Source organism: Streptomyces sp. Tu 2975, from assembly GCF_009832925.1.
Lineage (GTDB): Bacteria > Actinomycetota > Actinomycetes > Streptomycetales > Streptomycetaceae > Streptomyces.
Map to the genome: position 1 here is coordinate 242,030 of NZ_CP047140.1, position 21,122 is coordinate 263,151.

Sequence of the window (21,122 nt, forward strand, 5' to 3'; positions counted from 1 at the left end):
CTTCTCCGTAACTACAGGTTCTGGTTGTTTTCAGGGCCGGGGTTCGGGGAGGCGGATCACCACGGAGGCGTTGATGCCGCCGAAGGCGAAGCTGTTGCTGAGCGCGGTGCGCAGCGGCAGGTGTTCGGCGGTGCGGCCGGCCAGCGGCACGGCGGTGTCGGGCTGTTCCAGGTTCACGTTGGGGTGCACGGTGCCCGCCCGCAGTTGCGCGACGGTGGCGGCGGCCTCGATCAGGCCGGCCGCCGACAGGCAGTGACCGGTCAGCGGTTTGGTGGAGTTGACGCGCAGCGAGGTGCGGGCGCCGAACACCGTGGTGAGGGAGGCCGCTTCCGTGGTGTCGCCCAGGACGGAGCCGGTGCCGTGCGCGTTGACGTAGTCGATGTCGGCGGGCTCGAGACCGGCGGTGGCCAGGGCCGCGTGCATGGCGGCCGCCTGGCCGTCGGCGTCGGGTTCGGTGCCGCGCCGGGCGTCCAGGCGCTGGCCGTGCCCGGTGATCTCGGCCAGGACCGGGGCGTCGCGGCGGCGGGCCGCGTGCGGGTTCTCCAGGACGAGCGCGGCGGCCCCCTCGCCGCGGACGAAGCCCTGGCGTGCGGCGTCGAAGGGCCGGCACATGCGGGCGGGTTCGTCACGGAAGTGCTCGTGGGCCATCGCGCCGGTGCGGCGCAGCGCCTCTGTCTCCACCGGGGACAGTTCGGCGACCGGGGCGACGACCAGGACGCGTTCTGCCCAGCCGGCGGCGACGGTGCGGGCGGCCTGGACGAGGGCGAGGGTGCCGCTGGCCGACGCGCCGCCCAGCGCCCAGCCCTCGCCGCGGATGCCGGTGAGCTCGCTGACCGCGCCGACCGTGTCCACGTCGAGGTGGGTCAGCGCGTAGGAGGCGCGCAGCCGGCCGGGGGCCCGGTCGTGGCCCAGGACGGTTGCCGCCTGGTGGGCGAGGGCGAGGTTGCTGCCGGCGACGATCAGCGCGGTGCCGTCGGCGAGTTGCTCCCCGGTCAGCCGCGCGTCGCGCACGGCGCGCAGCGCGACGCAGGCGGCGGTGCGGGCGGGCAGCGCGGCCCGGCCGGCGACCTTGCGCAGCCGGGCCGCGGTGGCGTCTTCCCCGGGCAGGTGCCGGTCGGCCCAGGCGGCCAGGTCGAAGCCGTCGAGGGCGGCGACGGGCAGGGCGGTGTCCTCGCCGCCGAGGGTCACCGCGCTGCGGCCGGCGAGCAGGGCGGCGGTGAAGCCGTCCAGGTCCTCGGCGAGCGGGGTGAGGACCGCGGCGGCGGTGACGGCCACGGGGCCGGGCAGCGCTCTCACGCGTGGGTGCTCAGGTGCGAGCGGAAGACGGCGACGAGGGAACGCAGGTCCTCGGCCCGGGTCAGGGCCGCGCCCGGCACGGTGATGCCGAGCTCGTCCTGGGCCGCGATCACCACGTCCATGCGGTCGATGGAGTTGGCGCCGAGGTCGCGCATGCTGTGGTCGAGGGTGATGTCGAGGCCGGCCGTCTCGGGCAGTACGTCGACGATCTGGGCGCGGATGACGGCGAAGATCTCTTCCTCTGTCATGGTCTGTGGTCGTCCTCTCAGGTGTGCTGGGGCAGCAGGGCAAGGGCCTGCTCGACGGTGAGCCGGTTGTCGCGTACGGCGGCCAGCAGCGCGTCGAGGTCGGCCGCGCTGACGCTGCCGGCCGGGACGGCGCCGGCCGGGACGGCGCCGGCCGTCTGGGGGGTGGTGCGGGAGGTGATGTGGGCGGCGAGGGCGGCCAGGCTCGGGTGGTCGTAGAGGACGCCGGCCTTCTCGTCGAGGCCGTAGGCGTTGTTGAGGAACGCGACGAACTCGACGCCGAGGATCGAGTCCAGGCCCAGGCTGTTGAACGTGGCGTCGGTGTCGATGTCCCACACGTCGCAGTACAGGGTCTGGGCCAGCTGCTCGCGCAGGGTCTCCAGGACGGCCGCCGTCCGCTCCCCCGCCGGGGCCACCGGTGCCGGAGCCGGCGCCACCGATGCGGGGGCGGGCACGGCCGGGGCCACCGGGGCAGGGGCCGCCGGGGCGGGGGTGGTCGCGTGGGGGCCGGGGCGGGGGGTGGGGTGCCGCCCAGCGTCGCGGCGACATGGCGGGCGAACGCGGCCGGCGTCGGGTGGTCGTACAGCTCGGTGGCCTTGATGTCGGTGGCGTACTTGGCGTTGACCAGGGCGATGAACTCGACGCTGAGGATCGAGTCGACGCCGAGCATCTGGAAGCTCTGCTCCGGGTCGAGATCGGCGGGCTCCATGTAGAGCACCCCGGCGAGCACGTCGCCGACCTCCTCGGCGACCCGGTCCGCCGTCGCCGGGTCGACCACGACAGCGACCGGGGCGACGGGTGCGGCGGGGGCCGGGGCCGGGGCGGGGGCCGGGGCGGGCGCCGCCGCGTGCGCCGGGGCCGGGGCGGGCGCCGTGCCCAGCGGCCGGAGGGAGATCTTGCGGTCACGGGTCATGGGTGGAATCTCCTGTGGGTCGGGCCGGTCGGTCGCGGGCAGCGGCACGGGGCCCGCCGCCGGCGAGGGTGCCGGGGCCGGGCGGGGCACGAGGGCGAGGGCGGGAGCGGGGGGGGCCGCGGGCTCCGGTGCACGGCGCGGCACGGGCGCGGGTTCCGGTGCACGGCGCGGCACGGACGCGGGTTCCGGTGCACGGCGCGGCACGGGCGCGGGTTCCGGCGCGGTCGCCGGCTCCGGTGCGGGGTCCGGTGTGTGGGGGCGGCCGAAGTCGCGCAGGTGGGGGCGGGACAGGGCCGGTTCGCCCGTGACGGTGCCCAGGCCCTTGTGGTGGAGGTGCTCGATCTGCAGGTCGTACCAGCAGCGGATGCGTTCGAAGGGGTAGTGCGGCAGCGGGATGCGGCGGGCACCGGGCCCGGCGCCGCTGACCGTGGCGCGGTCGATGCGGCCTCCGTCGAGCCACACCCGTACCGGGTCGTCGGCGGCGGCCTCGGTGCGCCGCCAGGGGCGGGGGCGGCCCGCCGCGAGGGCTTCGAGGGAGGCGAGCAGTGCGTCGAGGGAGTCGGCGGCGAGGGCGGCCCGGCGTTCCAGGGCGGGGCGTCCGACGGCGTGGGTGTGGGCGATGTCGGCCAGGCGCGGCTCCTGGCCGGAGGCGCGGGCGCCGGTGAGGTGGCGGTGCAGGCGGCGTGCGGTGTCGGTGAGGGCCTGGTCGGTGCGGGCGGACAGGAACACCACGACCTGCTGGGGCCCGCTCGGCGGGCGGGGCGCGGTGGGGGGCGGGGACTCGACGACGATGTGCGCGTTGGCGCCGCCGGCGCCGAAGGAGCTGATGCCCGCCCGCAGCGGGCGTGGTGACCCGTCGCGGGTGTGCCACGGTGCGGTGCTCTGCTGCACGGTGAACGGGACCCGGCCGAAGTCGATCTCGGGGTTGGCGGGGGTGGCGTGCAGGGAGGGCACCAGGGTGCGGTGCCGCATCTGCAGCAGGACCTTCGCCAGCGCCACCGCGCCGGCCGCCGACTCCAGGTGGCCGACGTTCGACTTCACGGACCCGATCGGCAGGTCGCCGGGGCCCTTGACGCCGTCGCGGGCGAACGCGGAGACCAGGCCGCGGATCTCGATGGGGTCGCCGAGTGCGGTGCCGGTGCCGTGCGCCTCGACGTAGTCGAGATCGCCGGCCGCCAGGCCCGCGTCGCGCAGCGCCTTGGTGACCAGGTCGGCCTGGGCGCGCGGGTTGGGCACGGTGTAGCCGTTGGTGCGGCCGCCGTGGTTGGCGGCGGTGCCGCGGATGACGGCGTGGATGTGGTCGCCGTCGCGCAGTGCGTCGCCGAGGGGTTTGAGCACGAACGCGCCGACTCCCTCGCCGGGGACGTAGCCGTCGCCGCCCGCGCCGAAGCTGCGGCAGCGTCCGTCGCCTGCGGCGAACCTGCCCTGGCCGAGCATGAAGTACTTGTTGGGGTGGATCAGGACGTTGACGCCGCCGGCGACGGCGACCTTCGAACTGCCGGCGCGCAGCGACTCCACCGCCAGGTGGATCGCGGTGAGCGCCGAGGAGCAGGCGGTGTCGACGGCCGTGCTGGGGCCCTGGAAGTCGAAGAAGTACGAGACACGGTTGGCGATGGACCAATAGGCGCTGTTGGCCAGGACCGGGTTGCCGCGCAGCCGCTCCTCCGCCTCGTGCAGCTGGTACTCGCCGTACATGGCGCCGACGAACACGCCGACGTCCTTGCGGTGCACGGGGTCGCCGGTGTTCACGAGGGTGTCGGGGGTGTATCCGGCATCGTCCAGCGCGGCCCAGCATGCCTCCAGGAAGAGCCGGGCCTGCGGGTCGACGGTGCCGGCCTCGCGGGGCGAGATGCTGAACAGCGGTGCGTCGAAGTTCTCCACGCCCTGAAGGAAGCCGCCCCACTTGGTGTAGGTGCGGTCCACGCGTGAGCGGTCGGGGTCGTAGAGGGCCTCGGCGTCCCAGCGTTCGCGCGGCACCTCGGTGATGCTGTCGCGTCCGGCGAGGAGGTTGGCCCACAGTTCGTCCAGGCCCTCGGCCTCGGGGAAACGTCCGGCGACGCCGATGATCGCCACGGCCCGCGGGTCGATGTCCCCGCTGCCGCCGGGCAGTTCGTCCTGTCCGGTGGCACCGGCCGGCGAGGCGGGCGCGGGCGTGGTGTCCAGCGGGGCGGTGGAGGACGCGGGCGGCTCCTCCGCCGGAAGCGGCGGGTCGGCGGGCGCGGTGACCGGCCCGGTACCGGCGGTTCCGGTGGTGGCCGTTCCGGTGCCGGTGGTGGCGGCTGCGGTGGTGGTGCCGGTGAGCTCGGCGCACCGCTCGGGGAACTCCTCGAGGAGGTGCTCGGTGAGTTCGGCGACCGAACGGCATTCGAAGAGCAGCGTCTTGGAGAGCCGGCCGAAGTCCTTCTCCAGCAGTTCGACGACGCGGATGGCGAGCAGCGAGTCGATGCCGAGGTCGTCGAAGGGCCTGTCGGGGGTCACGTCGGCGACGGGGGTACGGGTGGCCTCGGCGACGGCGGCCCGCAGCCGGTCCTCCAGCGCCCCCGCCCCGGCGGCCGCGGCAGCCCCGGCATCCACGGGCCCGGCCTGCGCGGCCGGGACCGCCGGAGCCTGGGCGGTCGGAGCCTGTGCGGCCGGGGCCGGTGTGGGCTCGGGGCCGGTCAGGAGGGGGAAGGAGGTGCGCAGTTGGGGCAGGTCCCCGTACAGGACGACGGGCGCGGGTGCGGGGGCCTGGTCCTTCGGGGCGCCGAGGAGCGTCTCGAGGACGGCCAGGCCCACGTCGGCCGGCATCGGGCGCATGCCGAACGCGCCGAGGATCTGGTCGGCGTCGCCGCCGGTGCGCATGGAGCCGTCGGTCCAGTAGGGCCAGGCGATGGAGAGCGAACGCCCGTGCCGGGTGCCGGAGGTGACGCGGCGGGCGCGGCGGGTGAGCAGTTCGTCGGCGGCGGCGTTGGCGAAGGCGTAGTCGGCCTGGCCGGGGCTGCCGAGGGCGCCGGAGACGGACGAGTAGACGACGAAGCAGTCCAGCGGCCAGTGGGCGGTGGCCTCGTCCAGTGCGGCGGCCGAGGCGAGTTTGGCGGCGATCACGGCGTCGGCGTCGGCGCTGTCCTTGCGCAGGACGAAGGAGTCGCGCAGTGTGCCGGCGCAGTGCAGGACGCCGTGGACGGTGCCCTCGCCGTGCAGGCGGTCGGCGAGGGCCCGCACGGCCGCCGCGTCGGTGCTGTCGAGCCGGTGGTAGGTCACGGAGCCGCCGGTGCGGGCCGCGCGCCGGGACAGGCGGGCGATCTCGGCGGCGCGTCCGCCCTCGGCCGGGGAGCGGCCGGTGACGACGATGTGCGCGGCGTAGGTGTCGGCGAGGTGGCCGGCCAGCAGCGCGGCCAGGGCTCCCATGCCGTTGATCCAGTAGCGGCCGCCGTGGCGGAACGCCGGGCCGGCGGGTGCCGGGACGGTCAGGGGGCGCAGCACCGGCTCGGCGAGGGCGCCTTGGTGACCGGTGATCAGCCTGTGTGCGGCGGGCGGGTGGGCTGCCGCTGCCCGCACGGCGCGGGTCAGGGCGGCGGGTGTGGTGCCGGGGTCGAGGGCCAGGGCGGTGAGGTGGAAGCGCGGGTTCTCCCCGGCGAGTGAACGGCCCAGGGCGGCCAGGCCGCTGCCGGTGACGGCGGCCGCGTCGTCGAAGGCGCCCGCGGGGTGGGGGACGACGATCCGGGCGCCGCGCCTGGCGAGCGGACCCAACAGGGCGCGCAGCAGGGCCAGCACGCGCAGCGCGTCCGATCCCGGGCCGGGGGCGGGGGTGGTGGCCGACAGCGGCCACACGATGACCGGCACGCCGCCGTCGGGCAGGCGTGCGGCGAGGTCCGCGCCGGTGGCGGCGGCGGCGCCGGCGTCGGGCGGGTCGGGCAGGCGCAGGTCGGCACCCTCCAGGGGGGCCTCACCGATGACGACGAGCGGCCCGCCCCACCCGGCCGACCCGGCGGCCGGGTCGGTATCAGGGGCGAGGGGCACATCGGCGGGCGTGAACAGGTGCACCCCGGCCGGCAGTTGGGGGACGACCGGCACCGAACCGGCGGAAGCGACGGACCCGGCAGGCCCGGCGGAAGCGACGGAGGCGGCAGGCCCGGCGGAAGCGGCGGGTGCGGGTCCGGTGGGGCGCAGGGCAAGTCCGGTGAGGGTGAGGGCCGGTGTGCCGTCCGGTGCGCCGACCGTCACGTCGTACTTGCGGACCTGGCGGCCGCCGCCGGCCAGGCGCCGCGGGCGTACCTGCACCCACACCTCGTCGGGCAGCGGGCCGTGGACGCTCAGCGCGTCGACGGCGAACGGGATGAACGTCTGCCCGCCGAGGTCCTCACGCAGCACGCAGCCGATCACGGTCTGCAGGGCTCCGTCGAGGACGTACGGCGACAGGATCTGCCCGTCGGCGTCGGCGGGGGCGGCCGCGGTCGCGGCGACCCTGGCGAGGGCGCCGCCGGGGCCGTGCCGCAGTTCGCGCAGCACCTGGAAGGCGGGGCCGTAGCAGACGCCGTTGTCCTCGAAGTAGCGGTACAGCTCGGCCGGTTCGGCACTGTCGGGGTGGGCGGCGGACAGGGCGGCCGCATCGAGCGGTGCGGGCGGCGCGGCGGGGTCGGTGACGACGCGGGCCTGGGTGTGGGTGTGGTCGGAGACGATCCGCAGGGTGTCGCCGTCGGCGACGGTGCGCAGGGTCACCGGGGCGGTGACCTCGACCGGGCGGTGGAAGGCGATGTCGGCCAGTCCGGTGGCCTCGGGGGTGCTGCGGCGGGCGGCCCTGAGGGCGAGGTCGAGCTGGGCGGCGGCGGGCAGCACGGGCCGGCCGGCCACCACATGGTCGGCGGCCACCGGTTCGTCGGGCCGCACGGTGCGTGTCTGTCCGTCGTCGCCGGGGCGGGGCCAGCGGGTGCGGGCGAAGGGGTAGCCGGGCAGCCGGACGCGGCGGGCGGGGTGGCTCTCCGGTCCGGCGTCGGGCAGCGGCCCCTGGCCGGTGAGCCAGGGGTGCAGGTCCTTGGGCGCCTCGTCGGCGGCCAGGTCCCCGCCGTCGGCCAGGGCGCGGAGTTTGGCGGCGAGTTCGCCGGGGGTCGCGGCGGACAGGGCGCAGCGCACGCGCCGGTGGCTGCGGCCGGTGCGCAGGGTGTGCACGACGTCGGCGAGCGGCAGCCGGCCGGCCGGGCCGGCCAGCGCGCCGGCCCAGGTGCGCAGCGCGGTCTCGGTGTGGGCGGACAGCAGGGCCCACCGCGCCGGGCCGTCGCCGGCGTCCTGCCCGGCGTGCTCTGCCGGTTGGGGCTGTCCTGCCTGTCCGGTGTGTGGGGGCTGTTGCGGGTGGGTGGTGGACGGGGCCTGTTCGAGGACGGCGTGGGCGTTGGTGCCGCCGATGCCGAAGGAGCTGACGGCGGCGCGGCGCGGCCCGTCGGGCACCGGCCAGCCGTCGGCGGGGGTGTCCGGGGAGGCGATGCGCAGGCCGCCCGTGCCGCCGAGGGCGCGGTTGGGTGCGGTGAAGGGGACCTGGCGGGGCACGGTGGCGTGTTCGAGGGCCAGGACGGCCTTGATGACACCGGCGACGCCGGCGGCGGTGTTGAGGTGGCCGAGGACGGACTTGACCGAGCCGACGGCCGCCGGGTGCGGGCGGTCGCCGCCGTAGACCCGTTCCAGGGCGGCGAATTCGATCGGGTCGCCCATCGGGGTGCCGGTGCCGTGGGTCTCCAGGCAGCCCACCGAGTGCGGGTCGACGCCCGCGACGGCCAGCGCCTCGCGGATCACCGCCTCCTGCCCCTCGGGGAGGGCGCGTGGTAGTCCATCTTGCGGGCGCCGTCGTTGCCGACGGCGCTGCCGCGCAGCACGGCGCGCACCGGGTCGCCGTCGCGCAGCGCGTCGGCGAGGCGGCGCAGGACGAGCGCGCCGCCGCCGTTGCCGAACACGGTGCCGTCGGCGGTGTCGTCGAAGGGGCGGCACTCGCCGCTCGGCGAGAGGATCATGCCGGGGGCGGCGAGGTAGCCGGCCTGCGGGAAGTGCAGCGACGCGCCGGCCACCACCGCGAGGTCGCACTCCTCCGCGAGGAGGCCCTCGGCGGCCAGGTGCAGGCCGACCAGGGTGCTGGAGCAGGCGGACTGCACGCTCATGCTCGGTCCGGTCAGGCCGAGTTTGTAGGAGATGCGGCCGGCCGCGAAGTCCTTGTCGGTGGAGGAGAACCGCATCATCCCGGCGGCGTCGAGTTCGGTGATCCGGACCGGGGGGTGGACGGGCTGGCCGACGGAGACGTACACGCCGGTGCGCAGGCCGGTGGCGTCGGGGGCGAACCCGGCGTCCTCCAAGGCGTGCCAGGCGACCTCCAGCAGCAGCCGCTGCTGGGGGTCGAGCCATTCGGCGTGCTGGGCGCTGTAGCCGAAGAACTCGGCGTCGAAGGCGTCGGCGTCCTCCAGTACGGCCCCGGCCGGCACGAACGCTTCGTGCCGCACGGTCGCCGGGTCGTGGCCGAGGGCGATCAGCTCGTCGGCGCTGTAGCGGCGGATACCGGTGCGCTGCTGCTCGAGCAGTTCCCACAGCCGTTCGACGGAGGTGGCGGGCCCGAACCGGCAGGCCATGCCGACGACGGCGACGGCGTTCGGGTCCTGCCCGAGGTCGGGGCCGCTGGGCGGTGTGGTCATCGTTCGTCTCCGAGTCGAAACGCGCGCCGCAGCTCACGGCGGGAGGGGCGGGCGGGCACCGGGGCGGTTCCCGGCCGGTCGGCGGGGGCCGGGCCCGTGTCGCCGCCCAGGCGGGCGGTGAGCAGGCCGACGAGGTCGTCGAGGGTCGGCCGGGCGAACAGGTCGGCGAGCTCGAGCGCGGCGCCGGGATAGGCGTCGTCGAGGCGGGCGAAGAGCCGCCCCAGCAGCAGGGAGTTGCCACCCAGGTCGAAGAACCTCCGGTTGCCCGGTACGTCGTCGAGTTCGAGGAGCTCCCCCCACAGGGCGCCGACCCGGTCCGCGATCTCCGCACGCCCGACGGGCGCGGATGCCGAATCGGGTCCGGGTGCGGGTGCGGCGTCGGCCGGGGCCGGCGCGGTTACGGGTACGGCGTCGGCCGGGGCCGGCGCAGGCGCGGATGCGGATGCGGATGCGGATGCGGATGCGGATGCGGATGCGGATGCGGATGCGGATGCGGATGCGGATGCGGATGCGGGTGCGGGTGTGTCGGCGAGGCGTGCTGCCGCCTGCCGGTCGACCTTGCGGTTGGGTGTGAGCGGGAGTTGTTCCGCGGCGACGAGACGGTCGGGCAGCATCCACGGCGGCAGCGCCGCGGAGGCGTACTCGCGCAGGGCGCCGATGTCGGGCAGGGCGGTGCCGGCGCGCGGGACGGCGATGGCCAGCAGCCGGGCGGAGGGGCCCTCGCCGTGCACGGTGACCACGACGCGGGCGAGCGCCGGGTGGCCGCCCAGCACGGTCTCGATCTCGCCCAGTTCCATGCGGTGGCCGCGGACCTTGACCTGGCTGTCGGCCCGGCCGAGGAAGGTCAGCCGGCCCTCCGCGTCGCGGCGTACGAGATCGCCGGTGCGGAACCAGCGGCCGCCGCCCTCGGGCCGCAGCGGGTGGCCGGTGAACCGTTCGGCCGTCAGCTGCGGCCGCTGCCAGTAGCCGCGGGCCACGCCGGGTCCGCCGATCCACAGTTCGCCGCTCTCCCCCACCGCCGCCTCGCGGGTCGTGGCGGTGTCGGTGACGAGCAGGTCGGTGGCGCCGACCGGCTCGCCCAGGTGGACGGGGCCGCCGGCCGTGACCGGCCCGATGGTGGACCAGATGGTCGCTTCTGTGGGGCCGTAGACGTTCCACAGGCTGCCGGTGCGTTCGGCGAGCGCGGCGGCGAGGTTGGGCGGCAGGGCCTCACCGCCGCACAGTGCGGTCAGTTCCCGCCGGCCGCTCCAGCCGCCGTCCACGAGCAACTGCCAGCCGGCGGGGGTGGCCTGCATGGCGGTGACGGCCCGCTGCTCGAGCAGCCGGCCCAGCCGGCGGGCGTCGATGACGTCCGCGCGTTCGGCGATCACGACGGTGCCGCCGACCAGGAGCGGGAGGAACAGTTCGAGGACGGAGATGTCGAAGCAGAGGGTGGTGACCGCCAGCAGCCGCCCGGGGGCGTCCTGCGTGATGCCGACCGTACGGGCGATCGCCTCCAGGGTGTGCACGACGTTGGCATGGGTGACCGGGACGCCCTTGGGCCGTCCGGTGCTGCCCGAGGTGAACATCACGTAGGCGAGGTCGTCCGGCGTGCACACCGCCGCGTCCCGCGCCCGCCCCGCCCGTGCCCCGGCGTCGACGAGGGAGGTGGGGGCGGTGGGGTCGACGATCCGCAGCCGCTGCGGCAGCAGCCAGGTCAGCTCGCGGTCGGCGACGGCCACCTCGCATCCCGCGTCGCCGACGACCAGCTTCAGCCGTTCGCTCGGGTAGGAGTCGTCCAGCGGCACATAGGGGCGTCCGCTCTTGAGGATGCCCAGCAGGACGGCCGGCAGCCGCATGCTGCGGTGCATCAGTACGGCGACGGGGGCACCGGGCGCGGCCAGTTCCGACACCCGGTGCGCGATGTCGTCGGAGAGCGCGTCGAGTTCGGCGTAGCTGAGGCTGCCGTGCGCGTCCTCCACGGCCGTCGCCCGGGCGCAGCGGCGCACGGTGGCCGCGAAGCGTCCGACGAGGGTCCCGGTCGCGGGGTCGAGCAGCTCCCCCACCGTGGCGGGGCGGCGGGCCAGTTCGGCCGCCGTGCGTCGCAGGTCCTCGACGAAGGCGTCGACCTGCGCGGCGTCCAGGACGGCGGTGCGGTGGTTGGCGAGGATCTCCGTGCCGGCCAGGGTGTCGGTCACCTCCAGGCCGAGGTCGAAGTGCCCGCGCTGCCCGCGCCGGTACACCGGCTCCCATCCGTCCGGTGTCCGGGCGCCGCCGGGGCGCTGCCAGTTCTGGTAGGCGAGCGTGACGGTGGGCACGGCGTCCTCGCCGCCCGCCGCCCGGCACAGCTCGACCAGGCGCGGGTAGGGCAGCCGGGCGTGCCCGAGCGCGCCGCGCACCTCCTGGTTGAGGTCCTTCAGCCAGTCGGCGACCGGCCGGCCGGGATCGATGTCGATCCGCAGCGGCACGGTGCTGACGAAGCAGCCGACGCCGGTCTCCTCCTCTTGCGAGGTGCGTCCGTAGGTGGGGACGGCGACGAGGAACGAGCGGTGCCCGGTGGTCCGGGACAGCGCCGCGGCGAACGTGGCGAGCAGCGCCGTGAACGGCGGCACGCCGGCGCTCTGCGCGACCTGGGCGAGGCTCTGCGACAGGGCGGGCGGCATCCGGTACTCGCGGTGCGCTCCCGCGGCCCCGGCCCGCTCCCCGCCGCCGGGGAACAGCACGCCCTGGGCCGCGCCGCCGGCCAGCCGCTGTGTCCAGTACCGCTCGTCCTCCTGGGCGTCGGTCGGGCCGGCCTCGAGCTCGCGGCGCAGCACGCGGGCGAAGGAGAGGGCGGGTTCCGGTACGGGGCCGCCGTGCGTGGCGGCGGCGTAGAGGGCGGCGAGGTCCTCGCGGAGCAGTTCGGCGGAGCGTCCGTCGACGGCGATGTGATGGGTGGTCAGCTGGAGGACGGGGCCCTGCCCGCCGCTGTCCTGCGGCTCCCACAGGACGGCGCGCAGCAGCGGCCCGGCGGAGGTGTCGAGCCGCCGGTCCGCCTCGTCCCTGACGGCCTGGCCGACAGCGTCCTCGGTGACCACGCGGGTGACGAGAGCGGCCGTGTCCGGGGCGGCGGGGAGGAAGGCGGGGGCGCCGTCGTGGGGCCGTACGCGGCAGCCGAGCACCGGGTGCCGGCGCACCAGGGCGGCGACGGCGTCCCGCAGGGCCTCGCGGTCGGCGGTGGCGGGCAGCCGCCACGCCAGGCTGATGTTGTACGGGGCGTGGGGTGCGGCACCCTGGTCGGCGGCCCACATGCCCACCAGCCGGTCGGGCAGCGGGGCGGTCCGCTCGTCGTCGACACCGGCCACGGGCACGGGCACGGGCACGGCTGCGGGTGCGGGTGCGGGTGCTTGCGGGGCGGCCCTGGTGGCAGGGGCGGGTGCGGTGTCCGCGGTGACGGCGGCGGTCAGCTGCGGGCCCATGTCGGTGAGCAGACGGTCGGTCAGTTCCCGCAGGCTTGCGCTGTCGAGCAGGACGGACAGGGGGATGCGGCCCAGGTCGTCCTCGAGCATGCGGCTCAGGCGCATCAGGGAGATGGAGTCGACGCCGTAGTCGGTGAGCGGGGCGTCGGGGTCGATCGCCTCCGGCCGTACGCCGACGGCCTCGGCGACGCGTTCGCTCAGCCAGCGCAGGGCGGCCGGCGCCGTGGCGGCCTCTGCCGCGGTGGCCTGCGCCGTGGCGGCCTGCGCCGGGGTGGCCTGCGCCGGGGTGGCTTGTGCCGGGGTGGCTGCCGTGACGGGCGCGGGCGCGGCGGCGGGTGCCTCTTCAGCGGCGGTGGTGGACAGGGTCCGGTCCCAGACGGTGTGGTCGCCGGCGACGAGGGCGATGTAGGCGGTGTCGGGGGTGGTCGCCGCGGTGAGCCGGGGCCACAGGGCGGCCACCGCGTCGCGGGTGGCGACCGGCTTGAGGCCGTAGGCCTGTTCGAGGTAGCGCAGGGTGTCGGGGGCGGGGGCCGTGCCCGCGTCGGCGAGGACGGGCCAGCCGGCGGTCAGGGTGCGGCCGGGGCGCAGGCCGCGGGCGGCCCACCGGGCGCGCTGGTGGGCGAACTGGTCGAGGAAGCCGTTGGCGAAGGCGTAGTCGCTCTGGCCCTGGTTGCCGACGAGGGAGGCGAGGGAGGAGGCGAGGACGAAGAAGTCCAGCGGGTGGTCGGCGAGGGCGGCGTCGAGGTGGAGCGCGCCGAGTATTTTGCTGCGGCACACGGCCTGGACCGCTTCGGGTGTCTTGCCGCGCAGGAACTGGTCACGCAGTACGCCGGCCGCGTGGACGACGCCGTGCAGGCGGATGCGGCTGTCGGCGAGGTGGGTGGCGAGGTCGGCGACCTGCCGGGGGTCGGTGGCGTCGCAGCGGCGGTAGACGATCCGGTCGTCGCCGGCGGCGGCGCGGCGCAGGGCCTCGAGGGCCGGCCCGTCCGGTTGTTCGGAGCGGCCGATCAGGACGAGCCGTGCGGTGGGGGCCCGGTGCAGGATGCCGGCGGCGATGTGCCGTCCCAGTCCGCCCAGTCCGCCGGTGATCAGGTAGGTGCCGTCCGGGTCCAGGAGGGTGGTGCCGGTGGCGGGGGCCGGCTCGGGTGCGCGGGTGAGGGCGGCGGTGCGGCGCAGGCCGGCGGGGCCCAGGCGGGTCCAGTCGCCGTCGTCGGCGGCGGTCTCCGTCAGGAGGGCGGTGTGGGCGGCCTGCGGGTTCGCCGACGCCCAGGCGGCGTCGAGGGTGGCCAGCCGCAGCGTGAACCGGCCGGTCTCCCCCGCGGCGGTGCGCATCAGGCTGTGCAGGGCGCGCACGAGGGGGGTGAGGTGGCCGTCGGTGCCGGTGCGGGTGACCAGCAGGATGCGGGCGCCGTCCAGGGCGCGGCTGCGCACGAGGGTGCGCAGCAGGGTGAACAGGGGGGTGAGTGCGGTGGTGGTGAAGTGTTCCCAGGCGGCCGCGGTCTGTTCGAGGCGCAGCGGGGTGGTGCCGAGGCCGGGGTGGTCGGGGTGGGTGAGGTGGGTGAGGTCGATGAGTACGGTCGCCGGTGTGCCGGTGCGGGTGGCTGTCTGTTCGAGCTGCTTCTCGTCGAGGCCGGGGCCCGGTTCGAGCAGGGCGGCGGCGGGGATGCGGCTGCGGGTGTGGGCGGCGAGGGTGCCGGAGCCGTCGCCGATCAGCCACAGCGGTCCGTCGGTGCCGGCGCGGGTGTCGTCGCCGACGGGGGCGGTGTGCCAGCCCAGGCGGTAGCCGGCCAGCGGCACGGGCGCCGGGTGGGGCGGTGCGGGGGCCGGTTCGGGGTGTGCGGTGGTGGCGGCGGGCGGTGCGACGGTGTCCACGCGGATACGGAAGCCGTCGATCTCGGCGAGGACCTCGCCGTTGCCGGGGTCGATCAGGCACAGGTCGAAGACGTGGACGCCGGCGGCGTCGTCGCGCCTGACGCGGCGGGTGTGGACGTAGGCGCCGGTGGTGGCGGGCTGGTGGACGGTGAGCCGGCCGATGGTCAGGGGGCGCAGCCGGCGGGGTCCGGGCGTCTGGGTGAGCAGCAGGTACGCGGCGCTCTGGCAGGCGCCGTCGAGGAGGGCGGGGTGCAGCACATGGCGTCCGTCCGTGTCCTCGCCCGGTGGCAGGCGCAGTTCGGCGGTGGTCTCCTCGCCGTGCACGGCGGCCCGCCGTACGGTGCGGTACAGCGGCCCGTAGGTGAAGTGGTGGGCGGCGAAGGCCTGGTAGAAGGCGTCGGTGCCGGTGTCGTGGCCTTCCAGGCGGGCGTCGAGGTCGGCGGGCCGGTAGACGAGGTGGGGGCGCAGGGGGGCGGTGGCGCCGGCGGCCGGCCGGGGCCGGGTGGTGCCCTGGGCGACGACGGTGCCCTCGACGGTGGTGGTGAAGCGGCGCTCGCCGTGGGTGTCGGGTTCTTCGAGGTGGGTGGTGACGGTCATGGGCAGCCCGGTGGCGGGCCGGGGCCAGGCGAGGTCGCAGATCTCGGTGCGGTAGGGGTTCTCGTCGGCGGCGATCAGCGCTTCGTGGACGAGTTCGGGGTGGAACGCGCCGGGCAGCAGCATCTGTTCGTCGACGACGTGGTCGCGGACCCAGCGTGAGGCGCCGCCGAGGCGGGCGGTGACGGTGCGGGCGGCGGGCACGCGGACGGTGTCGGTGAGCGGCATGGCGGAGGGCCGCTCGGCCGCCGGGCGGCCGGCGCCGGGGACGGTGCAGGGGATGCGGGCGAAGGGGGTGGGGGGCAGCGGCACCCGCCGTGCCGGGCCCGCGGGGGCCCGGTAGGTGCCGTGCGTGACCCAGGCCCGCGCGGCACCGTGCCCGCCGTCGCCCTCGTACTCGCCGGCGTCGCCGGGTGTGTCGGGGCCGGGACGGTCGGCGGTGGTGAGGGCCGGGTGGGAGGTGTCCTCGGCCAGGGCGCGCAGCGCGGCGCGCAGTTCGGCGTGGTCGTGGGCGGTGACGGCGGCGCGGTGGGGACCCACGTCACGGCCGGTGGCCAGGGTGTGGGCGATGTCGGCGAGTGTGGCGGTGGCGGCGTCGACGGTGTCGGCGAGCCGGCGGGCGACGGTGCGCAGCCGGTCGGCGTCCGGCGCGGCGAGCGGCACGAGCACCGGAACGGGGGTGCCGGCGGGCTGCGGCGGCGGCGTCCGGTACTCCTCCAGGACGGCGTGGGCGCCTGCGCCGCCGGCGCCGAAGGAGCTGACGGCGCAGCGGCGCGGCCGTTCACCGTTCCAGGGTTCGGTGGCGCGCTGGATGTGCAGGGCGGCGTCGTCCAGGTCGAGTTTGGGGTTGAGCTGTTCGGCGTTGAGGGTGGGCACGAAGCGGTGGTGGCGCAGTTGGAGGATCGCCTTGGTCAGTCCGGCGATGCCGGCGGCGGCCTCCGTGTGGCCGATGTTCGACTTGACGGAGCCGATGCGCAGCGGTTCCCGGGCGGGCCGGGAGGGCGCGAACGCCAGGGCCAGGGCGCGCAGTTCGACGGGGTCGCCGAGTTCGGTGCCGGTGCCGTGGGCCTCGAGGTAGCCGATGCCGGCCGCATCGAGGCCGGCGTCCTTGAGGGTGGCGTCGATGAGGGCGGCCTGGGCGCGGGGGTTGGGGACGGTGTAGCCGCCGGTGCCGCCGCCGTGGTTGAGGCCGGTGCCGCGGATGACGGCGTGGATGGTGTCGCCGTCCGCTTCGGCGCGGTCCAGGCGTTTGAGGACGACCGCGCCGGCGCCTTCGCCGGGCACGAAGCCGTCGCCGCCCGCGCCGAAGCTGCGGGTGCGGTCGCCGCGGGAGGGCATGCCGAGCGCGCACAGGCCGGTGAACCGGTCGGGGTGCAGGTAGAGGTTGACTCCCCCGGCCAGGGCGAGGTCGGCCTCGCCGTCGCGCAGGGCGCGGCACGCGAGGTGCAGCGCGGTCAGCGAGGACGAGCACATGGTGTCGACGCTCAGGCTCGGGCCGCTGAGGTCGAAGGCGTGGGAGACGCGGTTGGCGACGGAGGCGGCGGCGGTGACCGCGTACTCGGGGTTGTCGGCGCCGGCGGTGCGGGCGTCGTGCTGGGCCAGCAGGTGGCTGTTGGCGGTGACGCCGGCGAACACGCCCACCCGCGGGCCGCCGTGACGGCCGGTCAGGGTGGGGCGGGCGTAGCCGGCGTGTTCGAACGCCTCGCGGGCCACTTCGAGGAACAGCCGCTCCTGCGGGTCCATCAGGGACGCGTCCCTGGGGGTGATCCGGAACAGGGCCGCATCGAAGGTGTCGATGTCGTCGAGGAAGCAGCCGTAGCGGGCGTAGCCGCCGCCGGCGGTGCGGGCGGTGCGCCAGTCCCAGCGCTCGGCGGGCACTTCGCGTACGGGGGTGCTGCCCGAACTCAGCAGGTCCCAGAAGGCGTCGAGGTCCTTCGCGCCGGGGTAGCGGCCGGCGAGCCCGACGACGGCGATCGCCGCGCCGGGCGCGGGGGCCGGCGTCCCGGCCGGCGGCGCGGAAGGGACGGCGGGGGCGGTGGTGAGCGGTGCGGCGGGCAGGTCGGCCCGGGCGGTCACGGGTGCGGCGGGCACCGCGTTCCGGGCGGGCGGCGCCGGCCGGGCGGGCGGTGCGGGTGGTGCGGTGGGTGCGGTGGGTGCGGGGGCGAGGTGGCGGGCCAGGGCGCGGGGGGTGGGGTGTTCGAAGATCAGGGTGGCGGGCACCGGCCGGTCGGGGAACATCTCGCGCAGCCGCTGGGTGAGTTCCTCGTGGAGCAGCGAGTCGACCCCCAGGGCGGGGAAGTCGCTGTCCGCGTCGAGCAGGGCGGCGTCCTGGGCGGTGAGTTCGGCGACCAGGGCGATTAGCTGGGCCACGGTTCGCGCCCACGCACCGTCCTCGGCCCCGGCGTCGACGTGCCGCATGTCGTCGCCCCCGGTGTCGTCGTACGGGGTGTCGTCGTGCGGGGTGTCGCCGAGGGGGCGGGGGCCGGGGCGGGTGGTGTCCTCGTGGGGTGTGGTGGTGTCCGGGGCGGTGCGGCGGGCGAGCATCCGGGCGAGGTCGTCGACCGTGCGGTGCTCGAACAGGGTGGTCGCGGGTACCGGGCCGTGGCTGCGGGAGACGGCCTGGACCAGTTCCATGTTGAGGAGCGAGTCGATGCCCAGTTCCTGCCAGGGCAGATAGCCGGGGACGGTGGCCGACGGGTCGCCGAGCAGGTCGCGCACGATCCGGCGCAGCCCCTCGGCGATCTCCTCGGTGCGGTCGGTGCCGGCGGCGGGCGGCCGGCAGGTGAGCAGGGCGACGCAGCCGGGCGCGTCACGCAGGTGGGCGGTGTCCGTCAGGCTCCAGCCGCGCGCCGTGAGCAGCGAGCGCCAGCGTGCCACGTCCAGCAGCGGGCCGTGGGGCATGCGCCGGTCGGTGTCGACGTAGCGCCACCAGCCGTCGGTGAGGCCGAAGGTGAGGGTGTAGACGGCGGCGGGGGCGACCATCTCGACGAGCAGCAGCCGCCCGCCGGGGGCGAGGAGTTCCTCGATGTGGGCGAGGGTGCGGGACAGGTCGCGGGTGGCGTGCAGCACGTTGCTCGCCACGACCAGGTCGAAGGTGTGCGCGGCGAGCTGCTGGGTGCGGGGGTTCTTCTCGATGTCCAGCAGCCGGGGGGTGATCCGGTCGCCGAAGCGGCGGCGGCCGTGCTGCAGGAAGGCCGGTGACAGGTCCGTGTACACGTACTCGAAGCGGGTGACGCCGCGGGCGTCGAGGGCGTCGAGCGCGGCGGCGGTCGTGCCGCCCACGCCGGCGCCGATCTCCAGGATGCGGGCGGTGTCGGGCACGTGGGCGGCGGCGTCGGCCAGGGCGTGCGCGGCGGCGGTGTTGACCGGGTCGAAGAGCTGGTTGCCGCTGTAGACGGCGCTGACGGGGCCGAGGTCGCCGCCGGGGAACAGGACGGCGGTGGCGGGCACGTCGCCGCGCAGCACCGGGCCGTAGGACTCCAGGGCACGGTCCAGGAGGGTGAGGTGGCCGGCCAGGTCGGGGTGGTCGGCGAGCAGTGCCCGGCGGGTGCGGGCGAGTTCGGCGGGCCGGGGCACCGGCCGGCCGGCGTGGTGGCGGCCGGCGAGGAGGTCGAGGACCGCGGCCAGCAGCAGCCGGTGCTCGGGGACGGCCGCCAGCAGGCGGGCGGCGCTGTGCACGGTGGTGGCGGGGTCGGCGGCCAGCGCCGGGGTGAGTCCCAGTTCGCTCATCCGGTGGGCGAGCGCACCGCCGGCGTAGTCCTCGAGCCGGTGCGCCGCGTCGTCGGCGGCGGCCGCCGGTGCGGGGGCGGCGGGGGGTGCGGTGAGCGGGCGCAGCGGTTGTGGGTCGCCGGCGACGGCGACGATCTGAGGTCGGTTGCCGGACATGCCCGCTTCCAAGGCGGCCACTCCCCTTTCCGGGTCGAATGCGGTGAGGCCGGGGTACTCGCGCCTGACGTGGGCGCTGTAGCGGCGGGCGAGGCCGGTGTCGCGCCAAAGACCCCAGTCGAAGGCGCGGACGGTCAGTCCGGCGTGGTCGGTGGCGGCGGCGTAGTGGCCGAGGAAGGCGTTGGCGGCGGCGTAGTTGAGGCCGCCGGCGCTGCCGAAGAGGCCGGCGACGGAGGAGAACAGGACGAGTGAGCGGGGCGGCGTGCCCGGGGTGTGGTCGTGGGCGCGCAGGGCGCGGGCGAGGTTCACGACCGCGCTGACCTTGGTCGCCAGGACCTCGTCGAGGTCGTGGGCGGTCAGCTCGTCGAGGGGGGCGGCGCTCACCGAGCCGATGCTGTGCACGATGCCGTCGAGGCGGCCGTAGGCGTCCTGGCAGTCGGCGAGGACGCGGGCGACGTCGTCGTCCCGGGTGATGTCGGCGCTGCGGTAGCGGGCGTGGCCGCCTGCCGCGGTGAGGTCGGCGAGCAGGGCGCGGGTGTCCTCGCCGGCCGGTGAGCGGCCGACGAGGAGCAGGCGGGCGCCGTAGTGGGCGGCCAGGTGGCGGGCGACGGCGGCGCCGATGCCGCCGGTGCCGCCGAACAGGACGTAGCCGCCGCCGTGGACGAAACCTTCCTGCTGCCCGGCGGCGGGCGGCGCGACCTGTTCGGTGTACACCTGGCGCAGGCGCCGGCCGTCGCGCAGGGCGGTCAGCGCGACGGTGTCCGCGCACGGTTCGCGCAGCGCTGCGGCCAGGTCGCCGGGTGCGGGTGCGCCGTCCAGGTCGACGGCCGCGCAGGTGAGGTGGCCGGCTTCGCGCGGCAGGGTGCGCAGGGCTCCCAGGAGGGCGCCCTGCAGGGCGGCGCCCGGCTGCGGGGCGGCGCCCGGCTGCGGGGCGCCGGCCACGGGTGCGGCGAGGCCGGTGGTGATCAGGGTGATGCGTGCCGGGCGGTCGCCGCGGGCCAGGACCTGACCGGCCGTCAGCAGTGTTTGGAGCCAGCCGCGCAGGGCCAGGGCGCCGGTGCGGTCCTCGCTCCAGGACGAGCCGTCGACCAGCAGCGCGACGTGCGGCGGCTGCCCGCTGTCGAGGCTGTGCAGGGCCCGGGTGAAGGCGTCCGCGTCGAGCCGTCCGCCGCTCAGCGCGCACCGCACGACCCCGGCTGCGGCCCTGGTGGGGTCGGCGAGGTCGGCGAGGTGGGTGCTGGTGTCGTCGTGGACGAGCAGGAGCGGGGTGCCGGGGCCGTCGTGCGGCGCGGTCGGCGGCTCGGGCATCCACTGCGGGGCGAGGACCCGTACGCCGGGCCCGGCGGGCACGCCGGAGGCGGACGGCACGGGAGCCGGCGCGGCGGCGGGCTGCGGTGCGGGGGCAGGCTGCGGTGCGGGGGTGTCCCATTCGGGTACGAGGACGCGCAGGGAGGCGACGGCGTCGGCGACGGCCTGTGCGTGGGCCTCGTCCGCGAGTTCGCTGCCGGCCGGTGTCGTTGCGCGGGCTGCCGCCGTCCGGCCGGAAGCGGTGCCCGGCGCCGTCTCGTCGGCGGGGCCGTGTCCGGGGGTGGGGGCGGCGGGGTGCAGGCGCAGTCCGGTGACCCGCAGGACGGGGGTGCCGTCGGGGTCGGTGGCCTGCAGGTCGAGGACCGTGTGGGTCGGGCCGGCGCCGACCCGGTGGACGGTGAGCTGCGCGGTGGGCGGGATGTGGCCGCTCCACTCGATGTGGTCGGCGGCGGCGGCCACGCGGGGTCCTTCACCGTCCAGCAGGGCGCACGAGGTCTGCAGGGCGGCGTCCAGCCAGGCCACGCGGCGGGTGCGCGGGTCGGTGCCGGTGGGGGCGGTGATCCGTGCGGTGGCACGGGCGCCGGTGCGGCGCACGTCGTGCAGCAGCCGGTAGACGGGGCCCACTTCGACGCTGTTGCGGGTCAGGACGGCGTCGAGGTCGACGTCCCGGCCCGGTCCGTCGGCGGTGTCGGCCTCCCGGGGGGCGGCGGCGGGCGCGGTGGTGGGGACGGCGGTGGCGCAGATCCGGCCGTCGTGCTCCAGGTGCAGGCGCGTCCCGGCGTCGGCGGAGGTGGTGCGGGTCAGGTGCACGGTGCTGCCGGCCGGTACGGGCACGGGCCGCAGCAGCCGCAGGCGGCTCAGGGCGACGGGTCCGCCGTCGGCGAGGGCGTCGATCAGGGCGGCGCCGGGCAGTACGGTGCGGCCG

At 76.5% G+C, this 21,122-nt stretch carries 3 protein-coding genes; all 3 read right to left on the reverse strand.

All coding sequences use genetic code 11. The annotated features are described in order from the left end of the window. Positions 1-30: 30 nt before the first annotated feature. Genes GLX30_RS35760 through GLX30_RS35765 form a run of 3 tightly spaced genes read right to left on the reverse strand, consistent with a single transcriptional unit; the run spans position 31 to position 21,031 of the window. The gene (locus GLX30_RS35760) at positions 31-8,217 is read right to left on the reverse strand and encodes a beta-ketoacyl synthase N-terminal-like domain-containing protein (RefSeq protein WP_159682397.1); all 8,187 of its coding nucleotides are present in this window, start codon (positions 8,215-8,217) and stop codon (positions 31-33) included. Beyond that, a complete protein-coding gene (locus tag GLX30_RS01010) occupies positions 8,214-9,101 on the reverse strand; it encodes a polyketide synthase (RefSeq protein ID WP_159682399.1) in 888 nt (295 codons plus the stop codon). The genes GLX30_RS35760 and GLX30_RS01010 overlap by 4 nt, the downstream gene beginning before the upstream one ends. After that, positions 9,098-21,031 carry an amino acid adenylation domain-containing protein gene (locus GLX30_RS35765; protein WP_347879800.1) on the reverse strand — a complete coding sequence of 3,978 codons (11,934 nt, stop codon included), beginning with the start codon at positions 21,029-21,031 and terminating at the stop codon, positions 9,098-9,100. The genes GLX30_RS01010 and GLX30_RS35765 overlap by 4 nt, the downstream gene beginning before the upstream one ends. Positions 21,032-21,122 lie beyond the last annotated feature (91 nt).

Excerpts from the sequence above, each read along its gene's own strand:
- GLX30_RS01010 (WP_159682399.1), bottom strand. The coding sequence starts at position 9,101 with ATGACCACACCGCCCAGCGGCCCCGACCTCGGGCAGGACCCGAACGCC.